The sequence below is a fragment of the Paenibacillus pseudetheri genome, assembly GCF_924513355.1.
Classification (GTDB): domain Bacteria; phylum Bacillota; class Bacilli; order Paenibacillales; family Paenibacillaceae; genus Paenibacillus_AQ; species Paenibacillus_AQ pseudetheri.
Genome location: NZ_CAKMAB010000007.1, coordinates 203,823 through 219,592, shown reverse-complemented (window position 1 = coordinate 219,592; position 15,770 = coordinate 203,823). Strand labels below are relative to the sequence as shown.

The following is a 15,770-nucleotide window of genomic DNA, read 5'->3' as shown; positions in this document are numbered from 1 at the left end:
TGCAATCAAAATCATTTTGTGCAAAAACTAAGCGCATTCTGTTGCACATAATGCACTAGAATAACTTCATGACTAAGCAAAGGTCTTGTATGCTTGGCAGAATACGAAAACCGGCTGTCATCCATACAAGGACGACAACCGGTTCTTTTTGTTACTTAGCTTCTCAACGTATTTGGAAGGCTCTTAATGCGATCTTCATCTGGAGTGACAAACAACGTCTTTTGATGATCGTAGATCACAAATCCAGGTTTGGAGCCACTCGGTTTACGTACATGGCGGATCAAAGTGCAGTCTACAGGCACACTGCTTGACTGCTTCGCTTGACTGAAATAAGCGGCAAGCTGAGCTGCTTCTTCCAGTGTGGCATCTCCAAATTCCTCACTGCGAATGACAACATGAGAACCAGGGATATCCTTGGTATGCAGCCAAGTGTCATTAGGTGAAGCCAGTCGATTAGTGACGTATTCGTTCTGTAAATTGTTTTTTCCGACATAAATGTCGATGCCTTCAGACGATGTGAAGACCTGCAGTGTAGGTCTGGTTGCTTTTTTCTTTTTCTTGCCTTTTTTGCTTCGGTCGCGCAGGTATCCTTGACTTACAAGCTCGTCGCGGATCTCTTCAATGTCATTCAATGAAGCATGGGCTAGCTGTTGAAGTAAACTTTCCATGTAGGATATTTCCTCATGGGTCTTAATCAGCTGCTCATTAATGACAAGGAGGCTGTTTTTATATTTATTGTACTTTTTAAAATAACGTTGTGCGTTATCCGATGGGCTTAATAAAGGGTCCAGTGGGATGACCATCTCTGCCTGATTTTCGTCATAATAATTGACCAATGAGGCTTCTTTAGCTCCTTTGGACACGGCATGTAAGGACGCGAATAGCAATTCACCCCAAATGCGATAGCGATCTGCGTCTTGCGCTTCGTCTAGATCCTTCTGCAGATTGGCAAGCTTCTTAACGTTTTTGCTGCGTTCGTTGCTCAGGAAACGGATCAAATCACTTACCCGTTGCTTTACCGTATCACGTTCGGCTTTATCCCCGTAATAATCCTCCATACACTCACTGATTGAGTTATATTTCTTCGCATTTTCACCCAATAGAGTTAACGGAATCGCGGAAAAAATCATTTTCCCTTTCGCATTCGCACCTGAAACTGGAGAGAATTCGCAATCAAGTACGGATCCCATAACAGACTGGAAGGCGTCCCATAATTTTGCTGGAAATTCTGCTGCAGATCCCTGTGTATCATCTATCGCAAGGATATTTCTGAGACGAAGAGCAATCTCTCCGGCAACAAGTGGGCTCATTCCGCTGAAAGCATGCACCATCCAGCCTACCGGGTCAGCTGATGGGGAAGGACCGCCTGAGCCGTCAGGTTTCTGCTCAACCTCTTCTTTTGTAATCAGGTTAGCGAGCTCACCTTCGATGATTTCTTCCGGTTCAGTCTCCTTCTCATCTTCTTCCAGTAGAACGGATTCTTCAGCAGCTGTGATCAAATTGAGAAATCGTTCTTTGTCGATCTCCAGAGGGTTCAGCTTGTGTTGCTGAGGGGGCTCTGTGTAAGCGACGCCGGGCATTACGATCCGGTAGCTACTGATCGATGGAGTAACATGATGAATGCCGTCTATGATCGTTCCAGTGCTGAGATCTGTAAGGATGATATTACTATGCCGTCCCATGAGCTCTATGATGATCTTTTTGGCAGAGACGTCTCCAAGCTCGTCTCTAGTCTTAACGTTTATGTGAATAATTCGTTCCATGCCTACCTGAGTGATACTCTCGATAGCCCCACCTTCACAATGCTTACGCATGAGCATGCAGAACATAGGTGCTTCTGATGGGTTTATGCTGCTTCTTTCTGTAAGATGCAGACGCGGATATGTCGGATTAGCAGAGAGCAATAGCTTGCCACCGCCGCCGGCACCCCGCAGGTTAAAGATAAGATCGTGATTGTTCGGTTGATATATTTTGCCTATGCGCGCACCGATGAATGATTGCAGTTCGTGCACGATAGCTCGGGTAACAATACCGTCTAATGCCATGATAAAGCTCTCCTGTCGACGTGAAATGAATTTCTAAAAAATATAAGAAAGTATAAGTTTCACATCATACTTTATATCTTATATTTCTTGTTTAAACGCTTACCGCCCTTATAAGAACGCCGAAGACGTTTAAGCTTACCTCTCTATGATGCCATACTTTGGGACATTCGCGCAAAAGGGGAATTGGTTAGGCGGTGATATTATTGGACGACCTTGAATACACTTGGTCATGAACAGGTGGAAAAGCTGTGCGCCGCCGGAAGTCAAGAAACGACCGGGAGGGAAAGAAAAGTCATGGAACAAAACAGTTGGCACCGGCTCGGTGCAGAAGAGCTGCAGAAAATGTTCAATGTCCATCCGAGGACGGGCCTCAGTGGAGAGGATGCCGCGGAGCGACGGAAGCAAAATGGGTATAACGAGCTGTCCGAAGGAAAGACCGTATCCCCGTTTACCCTGCTGTTGAACCAGTTTAAGGATTTCATGGTGCTTGTGCTTATGGGTGCGACGCTCGTATCCGGTTTGCTTGGCGAATATTTGGATGCCATCACGATCATCGCGATTATCCTTTTAAACGGAGCCCTTGGGTTTGTCCAAGAGTTCCGTGCCGAACGTTCGCTAAGAGCTTTAAAACAGCTCTCCGCACCTTCTGCCAAAGTACTGCGTGGGGGGAACAGCGAGGTCATTCCAGCAAAAATGTTAGTACCAGGTGATATTGTCTTGCTGGAGAGTGGTGATCGAATACCCGCGGATATACGATGGCTGGATTGCAGTTCTCTATATGTAGAGGAATCCGCGCTAACTGGGGAATCGCTGCCTGTCTCGAAGCATTCGGATGTGATCCACGCGGAGGAGATTCCGCTCGGCGATCAGAAGAATCTTGGGTTCATGGGCACAATGGTAACCAGGGGTACTGGTAAAGCTATCGTAATTCGTACGGGTATGGACACAGAGATGGGTAAGATTGCAGACCTGATCCAGAATACAGAATCTCAGGAAACTCCGCTTCAGCATCGTCTCGAGCAGTTAGGAAAAATTTTGATCTATGTATCACTAGGTTTAACTATTGTGGTTGTAGCAGCCGGTATTTTACATGGACAGCCTGCCACAGCAATGTTCTTGGCCGGGGTGAGCTTGGCGGTCGCTGCGATTCCGGAAGGGCTGCCAGCCATTGTAACCATCGCACTTGCGCTGGGCGTGCAGAGGATGATCAAACGAAAAGCTATCGTTCGTAAATTGCCTTCAGTGGAAACCTTGGGCTGCGCATCCGTTATCTGTTCGGACAAGACGGGCACATTAACACAGAATAAAATGACGGTGACCCGATTATGGACGGGCGGACGTGGGCTTGAAGTAACAGGTGAAGGTTATGCTCCGAACGGACAGGTTCTGGAGAAAGGTAAACCGGTAGATCTCAAAAATGATCAAAGTTTACGGCGGATGCTACAGGTGGGTGCTTTGTGCAGTAATGCGGAGATTATCGAGACCTTTCCGACCGAAGTGCGAGGTAAGCGTAAAGGGAAGGATAAGGACATTGTAGTTGATAAATCTTCTGACAGCTCATCGAGCTGGGAACTCAAAGGAGATCCAACGGAAGGAGCTCTAGTAGCACTTTCAGGGAAGATGGGCTTGACTGCCCAGACACTAGCCGTAACATACTCCCGTGAGAAGGAATTTCCTTTTGATTCGGAGCGGAAGTTAATGTCAGTTATTATTGGTCATCCCGGAGGACGGATGGTATGTACGAAAGGCGCGCCAGATGTACTGCTCAATCGTTGTTCGTATATGCTCTGGGAGGGCGGTGTAGTGCCTTTAACGCCAACATTGCGGCAGAAAGTACTCGATGCCAATGAGCAAATGGCTTCAGGTGCACTTCGTGTCCTAGGTATGGCTTATCGTGATATGCGCTCAAGTGAAAAAGTGGATAGTGAAAAGGATGCGGAGGGTCAACTTGTCTTTATCGGATTGGCTGGAATGATTGATCCACCGCGGCGTGAAGTTCGCGATGCCATTAGCGTCACACGCCGAGCAGGAATTAAGACTGTAATGATTACTGGGGACCACGGAACGACTGCAGAGGCCATTGCTCACCAATTAGGAATTTTGCAACGCGGGGGCACAGTACTAACAGGGGCTCAACTGACTCGGATGGATGATGATGAGCTGGATAAAGTATCGGACAATGTGTACGTATTCGCCCGCGTATCTCCAGAGCATAAGCTTCGTATCGTGAAGTCTTTGCAGCGTCGTGGTCATGTTGTGGCTATGACCGGAGACGGAGTCAATGATGCTCCAGCCATTAAAGCGGCAGATATAGGAATATCTATGGGGATCACCGGAACAGATGTGACCAAGGAAGCATCTTCATTAGTGCTAGGGGATGACAACTTCTCAACCATTGTTGCTGCCATTGAAGAGGGTAGAAACATCTATGAGAATATTCGTAAATTCATTCGATACCTGCTCGCATCAAATGTAGGGGAAATCTTGACCATGTTCTTTGCTATGATGCTCGGCCTGCCTCTGCCGTTAGTGCCTATTCAAATTTTATGGGTCAACTTGGTGACAGACGGACTGCCAGCGATGGCGCTTGGTGTTGACCAGCCTGAGAAGGACTTAATGGAGCATAAGCCACGTGGTGCGAAGGAAAATATTTTTGCCCGTCGTTTAGGATGGAAGATCATAAGCCGTGGATTTTTAATTGGTTTATGTACGTTAGGAGCATTTTGGCTAACCTTACGTGTAGCACCAGAGAATCCGGCGCAGCTGATTCGAGCACAGTCCGTAGCTTTTGCAACACTCGTTATGGCTCAGTTGATTCATGTCTTTGATTGCCGCAGTTCTCGTTCGGTGTTCCATCGAAATCCGTTCCAGAATAAGTACCTAGTTCTTGCTGTATTGTCATCCGTGATTTTGATGCTGGCTGTTATGTATATTCCATTTCTCCAGCCCGTCTTCAAAACAGTGCCGCTTAATTTCCGTGAATGGTGTCTAGTATTTGTAACAGCGGGGATTCCGACGTTCTTGATGGGTGCTGGCAGTGTTTGGGGTGGTAAACGAAATCGAGGTCGGAGCGTCAGTAATTCGATGATAAAAAGTACAAAAATTTCGGCATAAAGTTAATAGTATTGCTCCATTCCTAAAGGTATACTTGTTGCAGTTAACAGCTCGTATCTAACTTAACATAACCTTTAGGAGTGGACTTTCAATGGAATTCACAAAAATGCACGGCCTAGGCAATGACTTCATCGTAGTTTTCGGCGAGCAAGAGCTACCAAGTAATGCGGCGGATCTTGCTGTTACGCTATGCAATCGATTCTTCGGAATTGGTGCGGACGGACTTGTATACATCCTTCCGTCTGAACGCGGCGATTACATGATGCGCATTATGAATTCTGATGGCTCGGAAGCGGAGCAGTGCGGAAATGCCATTCGCTGTGTATCTAAATATGTTTACGATCATGGCCTGGTAAACTCCGAGCAGATTGTTATTGAAACGATTGGTGCAGGAGAACAAAAGGTTACCTTGAATGTAAAAGACGGTGTGGTGGAAACTGTAACGGTTGATATGGGTGAACCTGTGTTGTCCGGCCTTCAAATACCGGTAGCTATTGATGCAGAACCCGTTCTCTCAGAGCCGATTGAATCGGACGGAACCGAATTTAAGTTTACTGCAGTATCTATGGGTAATCCTCATTGCGTTATTTATGTAGAAGATGCAGGTGCCTTCGATCTTGCGACATGGGGACCTAAGTTAGAAGTACATCCATTGTTCCCCAGAAAGGTAAACGTCGAGTTCGCGACGGTTCTGGATCGAGGCAGAGTAGATATGCGGGTATGGGAACGCGGAGCTGGACCAACACTTGCTTGTGGGACTGGGGCTTGCGCAACTTTAGTATCTTCTGTGCTCAATGGTCTGACAGACCGGGCGGCTTGGATTAGTCTAAAGGGTGGCGATCTCTATATTGAATGGAACGAAGATGATAACCATGTGTATATGACAGGTCCTGCTGAGGTTGCATTCACAGGCAGTGTTGCACTATAGAAAAAAACTATAAAAGGTGGTTCAAGAGAGCATTCTTGGACTGCCTTTTGTTGAAAGATAAGATAGTATAGGTTTCATACTATATATCATTTTTTTATTTCAAATAGAAACGGTAGTCGCCTTTAATAGACGACTGCCGTTTCTTCTTTTGAAAGCTTATCATACATACTGATTTATGATACATTAGTATGAAACTAATGAGTCAGGGGAGGATCTTGCAGTGAAGCCGGATTTACGTTCCGCATGGGGAAACAAAGTATTGGTCGGAGACGGAGCGATGGGTACCTATTTATATCAGAAGGGTTTCCCTGTCGGCATTTCCTACGAAGAATTAAATTTGACCTCTCCGGGGGTTATCGAAGATGTCCATCGCAGCTATATCGATGCAGGAGCAGTGTTGCTAGAAAGCAACACCTTCTCAGCGAATTTTGACAGGCTGTCCAAATATGGTTTGGAGTCCAAGGTTGAAGAAATTAATCGCGCCGGAGTAAGAATCGCTCGTAAAGCTGCTGGAGATACTGGATATGTATTAGGTGCTGTAGGCTCTATTCGTGCCGGTAAACGAGCAAATCTCTCATCCACAGAGTTGAAAAAGTATTTTACACAGCAGATTACAGCCTTGTTAGAAGAAGAAGTAGACGGCATTATGCTAGAAACCTTCTACGATGTCGAGGAACTGCATCTTGCGCTGAGAACAGTACGTAAACATAGTACTCTTCCTGTCATTTGCCAATTTGCTGTGGATGAATCGGCACGTACATTAGATGGTTTGACGCTGCCAGAGGCTTTTCGCATTTTAGAAGGTGACGGCGCAGATATCATCGGATTTAACTGTAATACTGGCCCGAACGGGATTAAGAGAGCACTAAAAGCGGTACAAGGCAATCTAATTCTGCCTACCTCGGTCTATCCGAATGCTGGCGTTGCGGATTATGTAGATGGAGAATATCGGTATGGAGCCTCACCGGAATATTTCGGACAGATGGCAGTTACTTTTGCAGAAATGGGCTGCAGAATTATTGGGGGCTGCTGTGGTACTACTCCGCAACATATTGCTGAAATTTCTTCTGCATTGAAAGATTACGTACCTCAGCCACTTCCAGAACCGACGCTTCCGACAGTGGAGCGTGTATCTTTGCAGGAGCATTTTGGCGAAGATGAGGGAAGAGATGGTCGTGAGCCAAACTTGGTTGATCTAGTAAAGGAACGTCATACGGTTATCGTTGAGCTTGATCCACCTCGTGATTTGGATATCGGCAAGTTCATGAAGGGTGCAGAAGCGTTGAGAAGAGCAGGCGCGGATGCGCTGACACTCGCCGATAACTCACTGGCTGTTACACGGATGAGCAATATGGCTTTGGGCCATTTGGTGCATGCTAAAACTGGACTCCGTCCCCTAGTGCATATTGCTTGTCGTGATCGTAATCTGATTGGTACCCAATCGCATTTGATGGGTTTTGATGCACTCGGAATTGATCATGTGTTAGCGGTGACTGGAGATCCAGCGAAATTCGGAGATCTTCCCGGCTCAAGTTCGGTTTATGACTTAACCTCTTTTGAGATTATTCGTATGATTAAGCAGTTGAATGATGGCATTTCCTTCTCAGGCAAACCGTTGAAGCAGAAAGCTAATTTTGTTATCGGTGCTGCCTTTAACCCGAATGTTAAACATTTAGATAAGGCCGTACAGCGACTGGAGAAGAAAATTGCCTCTGGTGCAGATTATATTATGACTCAGCCTGTTTATGATCAGGAGCTTATCGTAAAGATCGCTGAGGCAACTGCACATTTGGATATTCCCGTGTTTATTGGTGTGATGCCACTGGCTAGTGGGCGTAATGCAGAGTTCCTGCATAACGAGGTTCCGGGAATCCAGCTTACGAATGAAGTCCGGAATCGCATGAAGGGACTTGAAGGGGAAGCAGGAAGAGCTGAAGGGGTCGCCATCGCTAAAGAGTTGTTAGATGTTGCTACGGCTCATTTCAATGGGATCTATTTGATGACACCGTTTATGTTCTATGATATGAGTGCACAGTTGATCGAGTATGTATGGGAGAAATCAGGACGTAAATTGTCCCCCTTGTTTCGCTAGTAATAATCAATTACAATAGTGTAATGGATGTGATTCCGTTGTCATTTAGCATGACCGGATACGGTCAATCGTCCCTGCAATTCGGCGGCTACAAGATTATGTTCGAAGTGAAATCGGTGAATCACCGGTACTGCGAAGTTGTACTGCGGATGCCCCGGGATTGGACGGGTTATGAGGATGTGCTGAGAAGAAAGGTTCAGCAGCACGTCAAACGGGGAAGGATAGATGTTACCATCAATAGAGAGCACGATGAGTCGTCTTCCGGACCGGTTCTGAATCGCTCTACTGTCATGACTTATCTTAAGGCAGCAGATCAGCTTAAGAACGAGTATGGTTTGTCCGGTGAGTTGACTCTACGTGATATACTTTCTATACCCGGTATTATGGAAAGCAAAGATGAGGCTGCGGGTGCCGTGTCCGCGGCCTTAGAAGACTACTCTGAAATGTTGGAGACGGGACTTGAACAGAGTTTGCAGTCTCTGCTAGAGATGCGCGCCCGTGAAGGCAGTTTTCTAGCCGCTGATATTGAACAGCGTCTCAATCATCTCGAGACCATGCATGCTGAAATGGTCGAACTTGCACCTGTTGTAGTCATTGAATATCGTGACAAGCTTCGTCATCGATTAAATGAGTTAAATGATGGGACGTTCGCTTTTGATGAGCATAAATTCGGGATGGAAATCGCTATTTTTGCAGATCGCTGTAATATTGATGAAGAGTTGACCCGGTTGTATAGTCATTTCGAACAATGCAGAGCCCTCCTGAAGGGGAAAGGACCGGTAGGACGCAAGCTGGATTTTCTCATTCAGGAGATGAACCGGGAGACGAATACAATCGGATCGAAATGTAATCATTTAACACTCGTGGGTCTTGTGCTAGACATGAAAGCGGAGCTGGAGAAGATTCGCGAACAAGCGGCAAACATAGAGTAACCGGGAACAGGCAATAGCATAGAACTTTTATGGGGGGAACTACCGGAACATGGCAATCAAACTTATCAACATTGGCTTTGGGAATATTGTGTCCGCCAATCGCATTATTTCCATCGTCAGTCCGGAATCTGCACCAATCAAACGTATTATCCAGGAGGCTCGAGATCGACATATGTTGATCGACGCCACCTATGGCCGACGGACTCGTGCCGTAATCATTACAGATAGTGATCATGTCATTCTGTCGGCTGTACAGCCGGAGACTGTGGCGCATCGCTTATCCAGTAAAGATGACGACAACGACGAATAACAACTAAATGGAGTGTATTATGTCAAAAGGATTGCTCATCATATTATCCGGACCTTCCGGCGTGGGTAAAGGTACTGTATGTACTGCGCTACGACCGAAGATGCCCGAACTTGTCTACTCAGTTTCTGCTACTACTCGCAGTCCACGTGCGGGTGAGGAAGACGGCGTGAACTATTTTTTTAAAAGCAAAGAGGAGTTTTCGGCTATGATAGATGCCGATCAACTGCTTGAATATGCGGAGTACGTAGGTAATTTTTACGGTACTCCACGTGATTTTGTAGAGAGAACTCTCAATAGCGGCAAAGATATTATTCTCGAAATTGAGGTTCAGGGAGCTCTCAAAGTCAAAGAAAAATTTCCTGAAGGTATTTTTGTGTTCCTTCTTCCACCTTCTATGGATGAGCTGAAGGACCGCATACGCGGACGGGGTACGGAACATCCAGATGTGATCGATCACCGCATGACTGTAGCGGAGGATGAGATTAATCTAATGCAGCATTATGATTATGCTGTTGTGAATGATGAGATTGATCTGGCCTGTAAGAGAATAGAAAGCATTATTATCGCCGAACATTGTAAAGTTAGAGAATGAATGCTGCAAGGCTGAAGGTATTACCAGTAAACTATGAAGAGGTGTCCCAGTGCTATATCCATCAATTGATGAAATGATGACCAAGGTTGACAGTAAGTATTCGCTCGTTGTAGCCGCATCACGTCGTGCTAGACAATTGCGTGAGGGTGGCAAGACAGATGTGAAGAACCCAAGATCGCATAAATTCGTCGGTGTTGCTCTTGAAGAAATTTACGAAGATCGCATTACGCTTACCCGCGGTGAAGAGTAGTCTCAAGCCTATTTAGATATGACCTTTTGTAGAAACGGATACCGCCTAGTTGTGATTAGGCGATGCCGTTTCTTCTTGGGTTATGGAGCAATTATTGGTCTTAATGAATGATGATAGCCCAAGACCGGGCTGTTTCTGACAACCGGAAGGTTGTTATTTTTTTCTCAAAATATAAAAAGTTTAAGAAATAGATCATTCGTTGTAAGAGTAGGGAACAGGGGGGAGATCATGTTGAAGAGCTTGAAGGGGAAGACTATTTTACTTGGGATTACAGGGGGAATTGCCGCTTACAAAGCAGCTGCCCTGACCAGTAAGCTTGTCCAAAAAGGAGCCAAGGTTCATGTCATTATGACAGCTTCGGCAAAGCAGTTCATTACAGAATTAACTCTACAGTCACTGTCGAAGCAACGAGTATATAGCGATACATTCCAGGAACGGGATCCATCCTCCATCTCACATATTGATTTGGCTGATTCGGCGGACCTTGTGATAGTAGCACCAGCAACTGCTAATATTATTGCTAAAATGGCGCACGGAATTGCGGATGATATGTTATCCACAACGTTACTCGCTACTACTGCACCTATAATGGTGGCGCCGGCTATGAATGTTCATATGTATCAGCATCCCGCTGTACTTAGCAATTTGGATACCCTCGCTAAACGAGGTGTTCAATTTATTGAGCCTGGTGAAGGTCTGCTGGCATGTGGTTACGTGGGTAAAGGACGTTTAGAGGAACCGGAGACCATTGTAAGTTATGTTGAGGACTTTTTTGCGTTGCAAGAAAGTGTGAAGACTAGTCCACTCAAGGGTAAAAAGATCGTCATCACAGCTGGTGGTACAGTAGAACGAATTGATCCGGTACGCTATATCTCCAATGATTCCTCCGGTAAAATGGGTTTTGCATTGGCACGTGCTGCACGTGCTATGGGTGCTGAGGTTGCCTTGATAGCTGCTCGAACTGATGAGGCGCCTCCGCAGGACCCGGATATTAATGTTATTCGTGTTCAATCCGCACAAGAAATGTATGATGCGGTTACTGCGCTGTGGGACAGCTGCGATATCATGATCAAGGCGGCTGCTGTATCGGATTACCGACCTAAACAAAGTGAGCCATCCAAAATTAAAAAAAGTGGAGATACGCTGACTCTTGAGCTTATAAAAACAACGGATATCCTGGAAACGCTAGGTAAGAACAAAGACAAGCAGTTCTTGATCGGCTTTGCGGCGGAGACGGGAAATACAGAATTTTATGCAAAGGACAAGCTGGTCCGCAAAAACTGCGATCTCATTGTTGCAAACAATGTAGCGGCTGCAGGAGCCGGATTCGGATCGGATACGAATATTGTATCGATTTATGACGTAGATGGATTGGTGCTCGAATTGCCACAATTGTCTAAGGATGAGGTCGCTCGCCGTTTGCTGACGCTCGTGGCAGAGCGAATTACTGGAGCTTCATTATAATGGATATTGCCAAGGTCATTGTGGATGTGCCTGTACGCAGCACTGACCGGCCATTTGATTATAGTATTCCAGAATCACTAAAGTTATGGATTGAAGTGGGCAGCCGAGTAGCGGTCCCGTTTGGACACCGCACGGTGCAAGGCTTTGTCGTTTCTCTGGAGTCAGGTGAAACAGTAGTGAATCCTGGTCTTAAGGCTATTCAAGAAGTGCTGGATTTGCTTCCACCTTTATCTCCTGAATTAGTTGAACTAGCGGACTGGATGAGTAAAAGATATGCATGCAGACGAATTTCAGCGCTGCAGGCGATGCTGCCCACCGCTCTAAAAGGGAAGGCAGAACGACTGATTTCGCTAGGAGATGTGGAAGAAGATACAGCATTTTCTGATGATGAGCTATTCCCTATGTTTGCCGATACAGGGAACGAGGAACGACTAATTACTGAATTTATTGGACGTAATGGCGAAGTTTCCATGAAGCAGCTTACCCGTGCATTTCCGGAGGCTGCGGAGACGGTAAAGTTCATGCTAAGACGTGGAGTTCTTGTGGAAAGCCAATCGATTAAAGATAAAATGGGCAAGAAGAAGCTCAAAGCAGTAGATCTTGCGATAGGGATTACGGCTGCTCGTGAGGCGTTGAATAAATTCCCAAAAAAGTCCGCGCGACAGAAGGAAGTACTTAGCTTTCTGATTGAAAGGGAAGCTACACTCCCAATGGCGCTTAAGGAAGTCTTGTCTGCACTTCAAGTGACAGCAAGTACCGTGAAAGGTTTAGAGGAAAAAGGCTTTATCGAAATCAGTGAAATCGAAGTCTATCGCGACCCTTATCAAGGACGTGATTTTAAGCCTACTACGCCTCTGCCACTTACAGCAGAGCAAGAGGTTGTATACACACGTATTTCACGAACGTTAGAAGAACAGCTTCACGAAGTTTTTCTGTTACATGGCGTTACGGGGAGCGGTAAGACAGAAATCTATTTGCAATGTATCAAACGTTGTTTGGATCAGGGTAGACAGGCCGTAGTGCTCGTCCCAGAAATCGCATTAACGCCGCAGATGGTGGAGCGCTTTAAAGGGCGTTTCGGAAGTGGTGTCGCGGTAATGCATAGCCGATTATCTGTTGGCGAACGTTATGATGAGTGGCGCAAAATCCGTGAAGGAAAGGCTACGGTTGCCGTTGGCGCCCGTTCAGCGGTGTTTGCACCGTTCTCTAACCTAGGTTTGATTATTATGGATGAAGAGCATGAGACCTCATATAAGCAGGAGGAAAATCCGAAATATCATGCCCGTGATGCAGCGATTCGCAGAGCCGAACAGTGTGGGGCAGCCGTGATTTTAGGCTCCGCCACGCCTTCGTTAGAAAGCTATCATGCTGCTAGAGCGCAGAGTGATATTCATTTTTCACCAGTACTTCTAGAGATGCCTACCCGTGCGCTTGGTAACGAACTACCTAAGGTAAATGTCGTGGATATGCGGGAAGAGCTTAAAGAAGGTAATCGCTCGATGTTCAGCCGAAAGCTTCATTCTGCATTGGCTGAAAGACTGGAACGTGGAGAACAGACCGTGTTATTGCTTAACCGTAGAGGTTTCTCGACGTTTGTCATGTGCCGAAGTTGTGGATATGTAGCAGGCTGCCCGGAGTGTGATATTTCATTAACGTACCATAGTCGTAGTGACAATTTACGTTGTCATTATTGTGGTCATGCCGAACCAGCACCTAAGCTTTGTCCAGAGTGTGGAAGTGAGCATATCCGGTTCTTCGGAACGGGGACGCAGCGGGTGGAAGAAGAGCTTGGTAAGTTGTTCCCTGGGATACGGGTGATTCGTATGGACGTGGATACAACGACAGAAAAAGGTTCACATGAGAAGCTGCTGAATCAATTCAGAGACAAGAAAGCGGATGTTCTGCTAGGCACTCAGATGGTAGCGAAAGGTTTGGATTTTCCTGACGTAACTCTTGTTGGCGTAATTACAGCAGATTCAGCGTTGAACTTGCCCGATTTTCGTGCAGCGGAGAAGACCTTCCAATTGCTTACACAAGTTGCTGGAAGAGCAGGTCGGCATCAGCTTCCGGGTGAGGTTGTAGTTCAGTCCTATACACCTGAGCATTATTCGATTATTCATGCAAGCGGGCATGACTATCTCTCCTTTGTAAGGGAAGAGCTGAAGCATCGCAGAGGGCTACATTATCCACCTTATTGCAGACTGGTACTCGTTACATTATCCCATGAGCAGTTACCGCTATTACTTCGGATGGCAGAGAATTACGCTATGAATCTGCAAGGGAAGGCTAGAAATCTAAGATGGTATGGGAGTCTAGATAAGCTAACCACGGATGTACTAGATCTGTTAGGTCCCGTAGCTTCTCCAATCCCTCGCTTAAAGGGTAGATATAGATTCCAATGTATGATAAAATGGCGCGGCACCATCGATGTGATAGGGCTTGTTCGACAAGTGGCTGAGGAGTTGGAGGATTCTGTAAGGGATACAGGGCTCCAGATCAGCATTGATGTTGATCCGCAAATGTTGATGTAAATCGTTATCATGTTACAATGTAAAAAAAGAGCTAGATCAATAAACTCTAAATATAGAGATGTACAGAACGGGAAGGTGTTTTTAATGGCGATACGTATGATCGTTAAGGAACCGGATGAAGTGTTGCACAAAATAGCAAAAGAAGTAACTGTAGTTACACCTAATGTTAAAAAATTGTTAGATGATATGGCTGATACGATGTATGACGCTGAAGGTGTAGGGCTGGCGGCTCCACAAGTTGGCATTTTGAAGCGCCTAATTGTGGTGGATGCAGATGAAGAGCACGGGCTGATCAAAATGATTAATCCGGAAATCATCGGTACAGAAGGAGAGCAGCTAGGTCCTGAAGGATGTCTTAGTATTCCCGGGTTGAATGGTGATGTACGCCGTGCAGAGACTGTAACCGTACGTGGTCTTAACCGTGAGGGAAAAGAAATTACCATTACCGGCAGTGGTTTACTTGCGCGGGCTTTTCAACATGAGATTGACCATCTGAACGGAGTACTGTTTACGGATATCGCTGAAAAAGTATACGAGATGACAGCTGAACTGAGCGAGACTGAGGAGTGAGGATATGAAGATTGTATTCATGGGAACCCCAGCCTTTGCGGTGCCAAGCTTGCAAATGCTGATGGATGAAGGCTATGAAGTTGTAGCAGTTGTCACCCAACCAGATCGACCGCAAGGACGTAAAAAGATCTTGGCTCCTTCACCAGTTAAAGAAGCCGCATTATCTCTCGGTTTACCTGTGCTCCAGCCTGAACGGATGCGCAAACCTGAGGCTGTCGCAGAGCTAGCTGCATATGAGCCTGATCTAATTGTTACCGCTGCATATGGTCAGATTTTGCCAAAGGCTGTATTGGATTTGCCGCGTAATGGTTGTGTGAATGTTCATGGTTCACTGCTACCTAAATACCGGGGGGGCGCACCAATTCAACGCAGTATCATTAACGGTGAGAAAGTTACCGGCGTTACCTTGATGTATATGGCTGAAGGACTTGACACTGGAGATATGATCTCGCGCGTCGAGGTGGCTATCGAGGATGAGGATACTTCCGGCACGATGTTCGAGAAGCTTAGCCTTGCTGGACGTGATCTCTTGAAGTCTGAAATGCCGCGATTAGTAAACGGCCTTGTTCAAGCGACTGCGCAAGACGACAGTCAAGCGACCTTTGCTCCTAACCTAAATCGTGAGGATGAGCGTTTGGATTGGAACGCTGGCTCACGTGATAACTATAATCGAATTCGTGGATTAGTACCTTTTTCCGGTGCGTTTACGCTTTGGAATGGAGAGACCTTCAAAGTATGGACTTCAAAAATTCCTGCTGAGCGGAAATCAACTGACAGTGCGCCAGGAACGGTACTTTCGGTCACTGAACATGGTGTCGAGGTTAAGACTGGAGACGGAAGTCTGCTGCTAACTACGGTTCAACCTGCTGGTAAAAAAGCGATGAGCGCTGCGGACTTTAGCCGTGGCGGTGTCATGAAACCAGGGACGGTGTTAGGTTGAGC

The 15,770-nt window shown here is 46.2% G+C and carries 12 protein-coding genes; 11 read left to right on the top strand and 1 reads right to left on the bottom strand.

Annotated elements, in window-relative coordinates; all coding sequences use genetic code 11:
- Positions 1-155: 155 nt before the first annotated feature.
- Positions 156-2,045 carry an Rqc2 family fibronectin-binding protein gene (locus L1028_RS09195; protein ID WP_234533171.1) on the bottom strand — a complete coding sequence of 630 codons (1,890 nt, stop codon included), beginning with the start codon at positions 2,043-2,045 and terminating at the stop codon, positions 156-158.
- Between the two features lie 294 nt (positions 2,046-2,339).
- On the opposite strand from L1028_RS09195, the gene L1028_RS09190 reads away from it, so the two are divergent.
- From L1028_RS09190 to fmt, 11 genes are all read left to right on the top strand, one after another.
- Positions 2,340-5,159 (top strand): calcium-translocating P-type ATPase, SERCA-type, encoded by a 2,820-nt coding sequence (locus L1028_RS09190; protein WP_234533169.1) that lies wholly within the window; start codon positions 2,340-2,342, stop codon positions 5,157-5,159.
- Positions 5,160-5,250: 91 nt separating this feature from the next.
- Positions 5,251-6,087 carry a diaminopimelate epimerase gene (gene dapF / locus L1028_RS09185; protein WP_234533167.1) on the top strand — a complete coding sequence of 279 codons (837 nt, stop codon included), beginning with the start codon at positions 5,251-5,253 and terminating at the stop codon, positions 6,085-6,087.
- 220 nt (positions 6,088-6,307) lie between these two features.
- Positions 6,308-8,179: a bifunctional homocysteine S-methyltransferase/methylenetetrahydrofolate reductase gene (locus L1028_RS09180; protein WP_234533165.1), complete on the top strand. Its 1,872-nt coding sequence runs from the start codon at positions 6,308-6,310 to the stop codon at positions 8,177-8,179.
- Positions 8,180-8,217: 38 nt separating this feature from the next.
- Entirely contained in the window at positions 8,218-9,111 is an 894-nt protein-coding gene (locus L1028_RS09175) for a YicC/YloC family endoribonuclease (RefSeq protein ID WP_234533164.1), read from the top strand.
- A gap of 49 nt (positions 9,112-9,160) precedes the next feature.
- The gene (gene remA / locus L1028_RS09170) at positions 9,161-9,421 is read left to right on the top strand and encodes an extracellular matrix/biofilm regulator RemA (RefSeq protein ID WP_006209218.1); all 261 of its coding nucleotides are present in this window, start codon (positions 9,161-9,163) and stop codon (positions 9,419-9,421) included.
- Positions 9,422-9,440: 19 nt separating this feature from the next.
- Entirely contained in the window at positions 9,441-10,013 is a 573-nt protein-coding gene (gmk, locus tag L1028_RS09165; protein ID WP_234533161.1) for a guanylate kinase, read from the top strand.
- Positions 10,014-10,062: 49 nt separating this feature from the next.
- Positions 10,063-10,263: a DNA-directed RNA polymerase subunit omega gene (gene rpoZ, locus L1028_RS09160; protein WP_060622274.1), complete on the top strand. Its 201-nt coding sequence runs from the start codon at positions 10,063-10,065 to the stop codon at positions 10,261-10,263.
- A 228-nt stretch (positions 10,264-10,491) separates the two neighbouring features.
- A complete protein-coding gene (gene coaBC / locus L1028_RS09155; RefSeq protein WP_234533159.1) occupies positions 10,492-11,727 on the top strand; it encodes a bifunctional phosphopantothenoylcysteine decarboxylase/phosphopantothenate--cysteine ligase CoaBC in 1,236 nt (411 codons plus the stop codon).
- Positions 11,727-14,258 carry a primosomal protein N' gene (priA, locus tag L1028_RS09150; protein WP_234533158.1) on the top strand — a complete coding sequence of 844 codons (2,532 nt, stop codon included), beginning with the start codon at positions 11,727-11,729 and terminating at the stop codon, positions 14,256-14,258. Before coaBC ends, priA begins: the two co-directional genes overlap by 1 nt.
- Before the next feature lie 84 nt (positions 14,259-14,342).
- Positions 14,343-14,828 carry a peptide deformylase gene (gene def / locus L1028_RS09145; protein WP_094868543.1) on the top strand — a complete coding sequence of 162 codons (486 nt, stop codon included), beginning with the start codon at positions 14,343-14,345 and terminating at the stop codon, positions 14,826-14,828.
- A 4-nt stretch (positions 14,829-14,832) separates the two neighbouring features.
- Entirely contained in the window at positions 14,833-15,768 is a 936-nt protein-coding gene (gene fmt, locus L1028_RS09140) for a methionyl-tRNA formyltransferase (RefSeq protein ID WP_234533156.1), read from the top strand.
- Positions 15,769-15,770: the final 2 nt, after the last annotated feature.

Coding starts and splice junctions, on each gene's coding strand:
- remA (WP_006209218.1), top strand. CDS start 9,161: ATGGCAATCAAACTTATCAACATTGGCTTTGGGAATATTGTGTCCGCC.
- fmt (WP_234533156.1), top strand. CDS start 14,833: ATGAAGATTGTATTCATGGGAACCCCAGCCTTTGCGGTGCCAAGCTTG.
- dapF (WP_234533167.1), top strand. CDS start 5,251: ATGGAATTCACAAAAATGCACGGCCTAGGCAATGACTTCATCGTAGTT.
- gmk (WP_234533161.1), top strand. CDS start 9,441: ATGTCAAAAGGATTGCTCATCATATTATCCGGACCTTCCGGCGTGGGT.
- L1028_RS09195 (WP_234533171.1), bottom strand. CDS start 2,045: ATGGCATTAGACGGTATTGTTACCCGAGCTATCGTGCACGAACTGCAA.
- def (WP_094868543.1), top strand. CDS start 14,343: ATGGCGATACGTATGATCGTTAAGGAACCGGATGAAGTGTTGCACAAA.
- L1028_RS09190 (WP_234533169.1), top strand. CDS start 2,340: ATGGAACAAAACAGTTGGCACCGGCTCGGTGCAGAAGAGCTGCAGAAA.
- coaBC (WP_234533159.1), top strand. CDS start 10,492: ATGTTGAAGAGCTTGAAGGGGAAGACTATTTTACTTGGGATTACAGGG.
- priA (WP_234533158.1), top strand. CDS start 11,727: ATGGATATTGCCAAGGTCATTGTGGATGTGCCTGTACGCAGCACTGAC.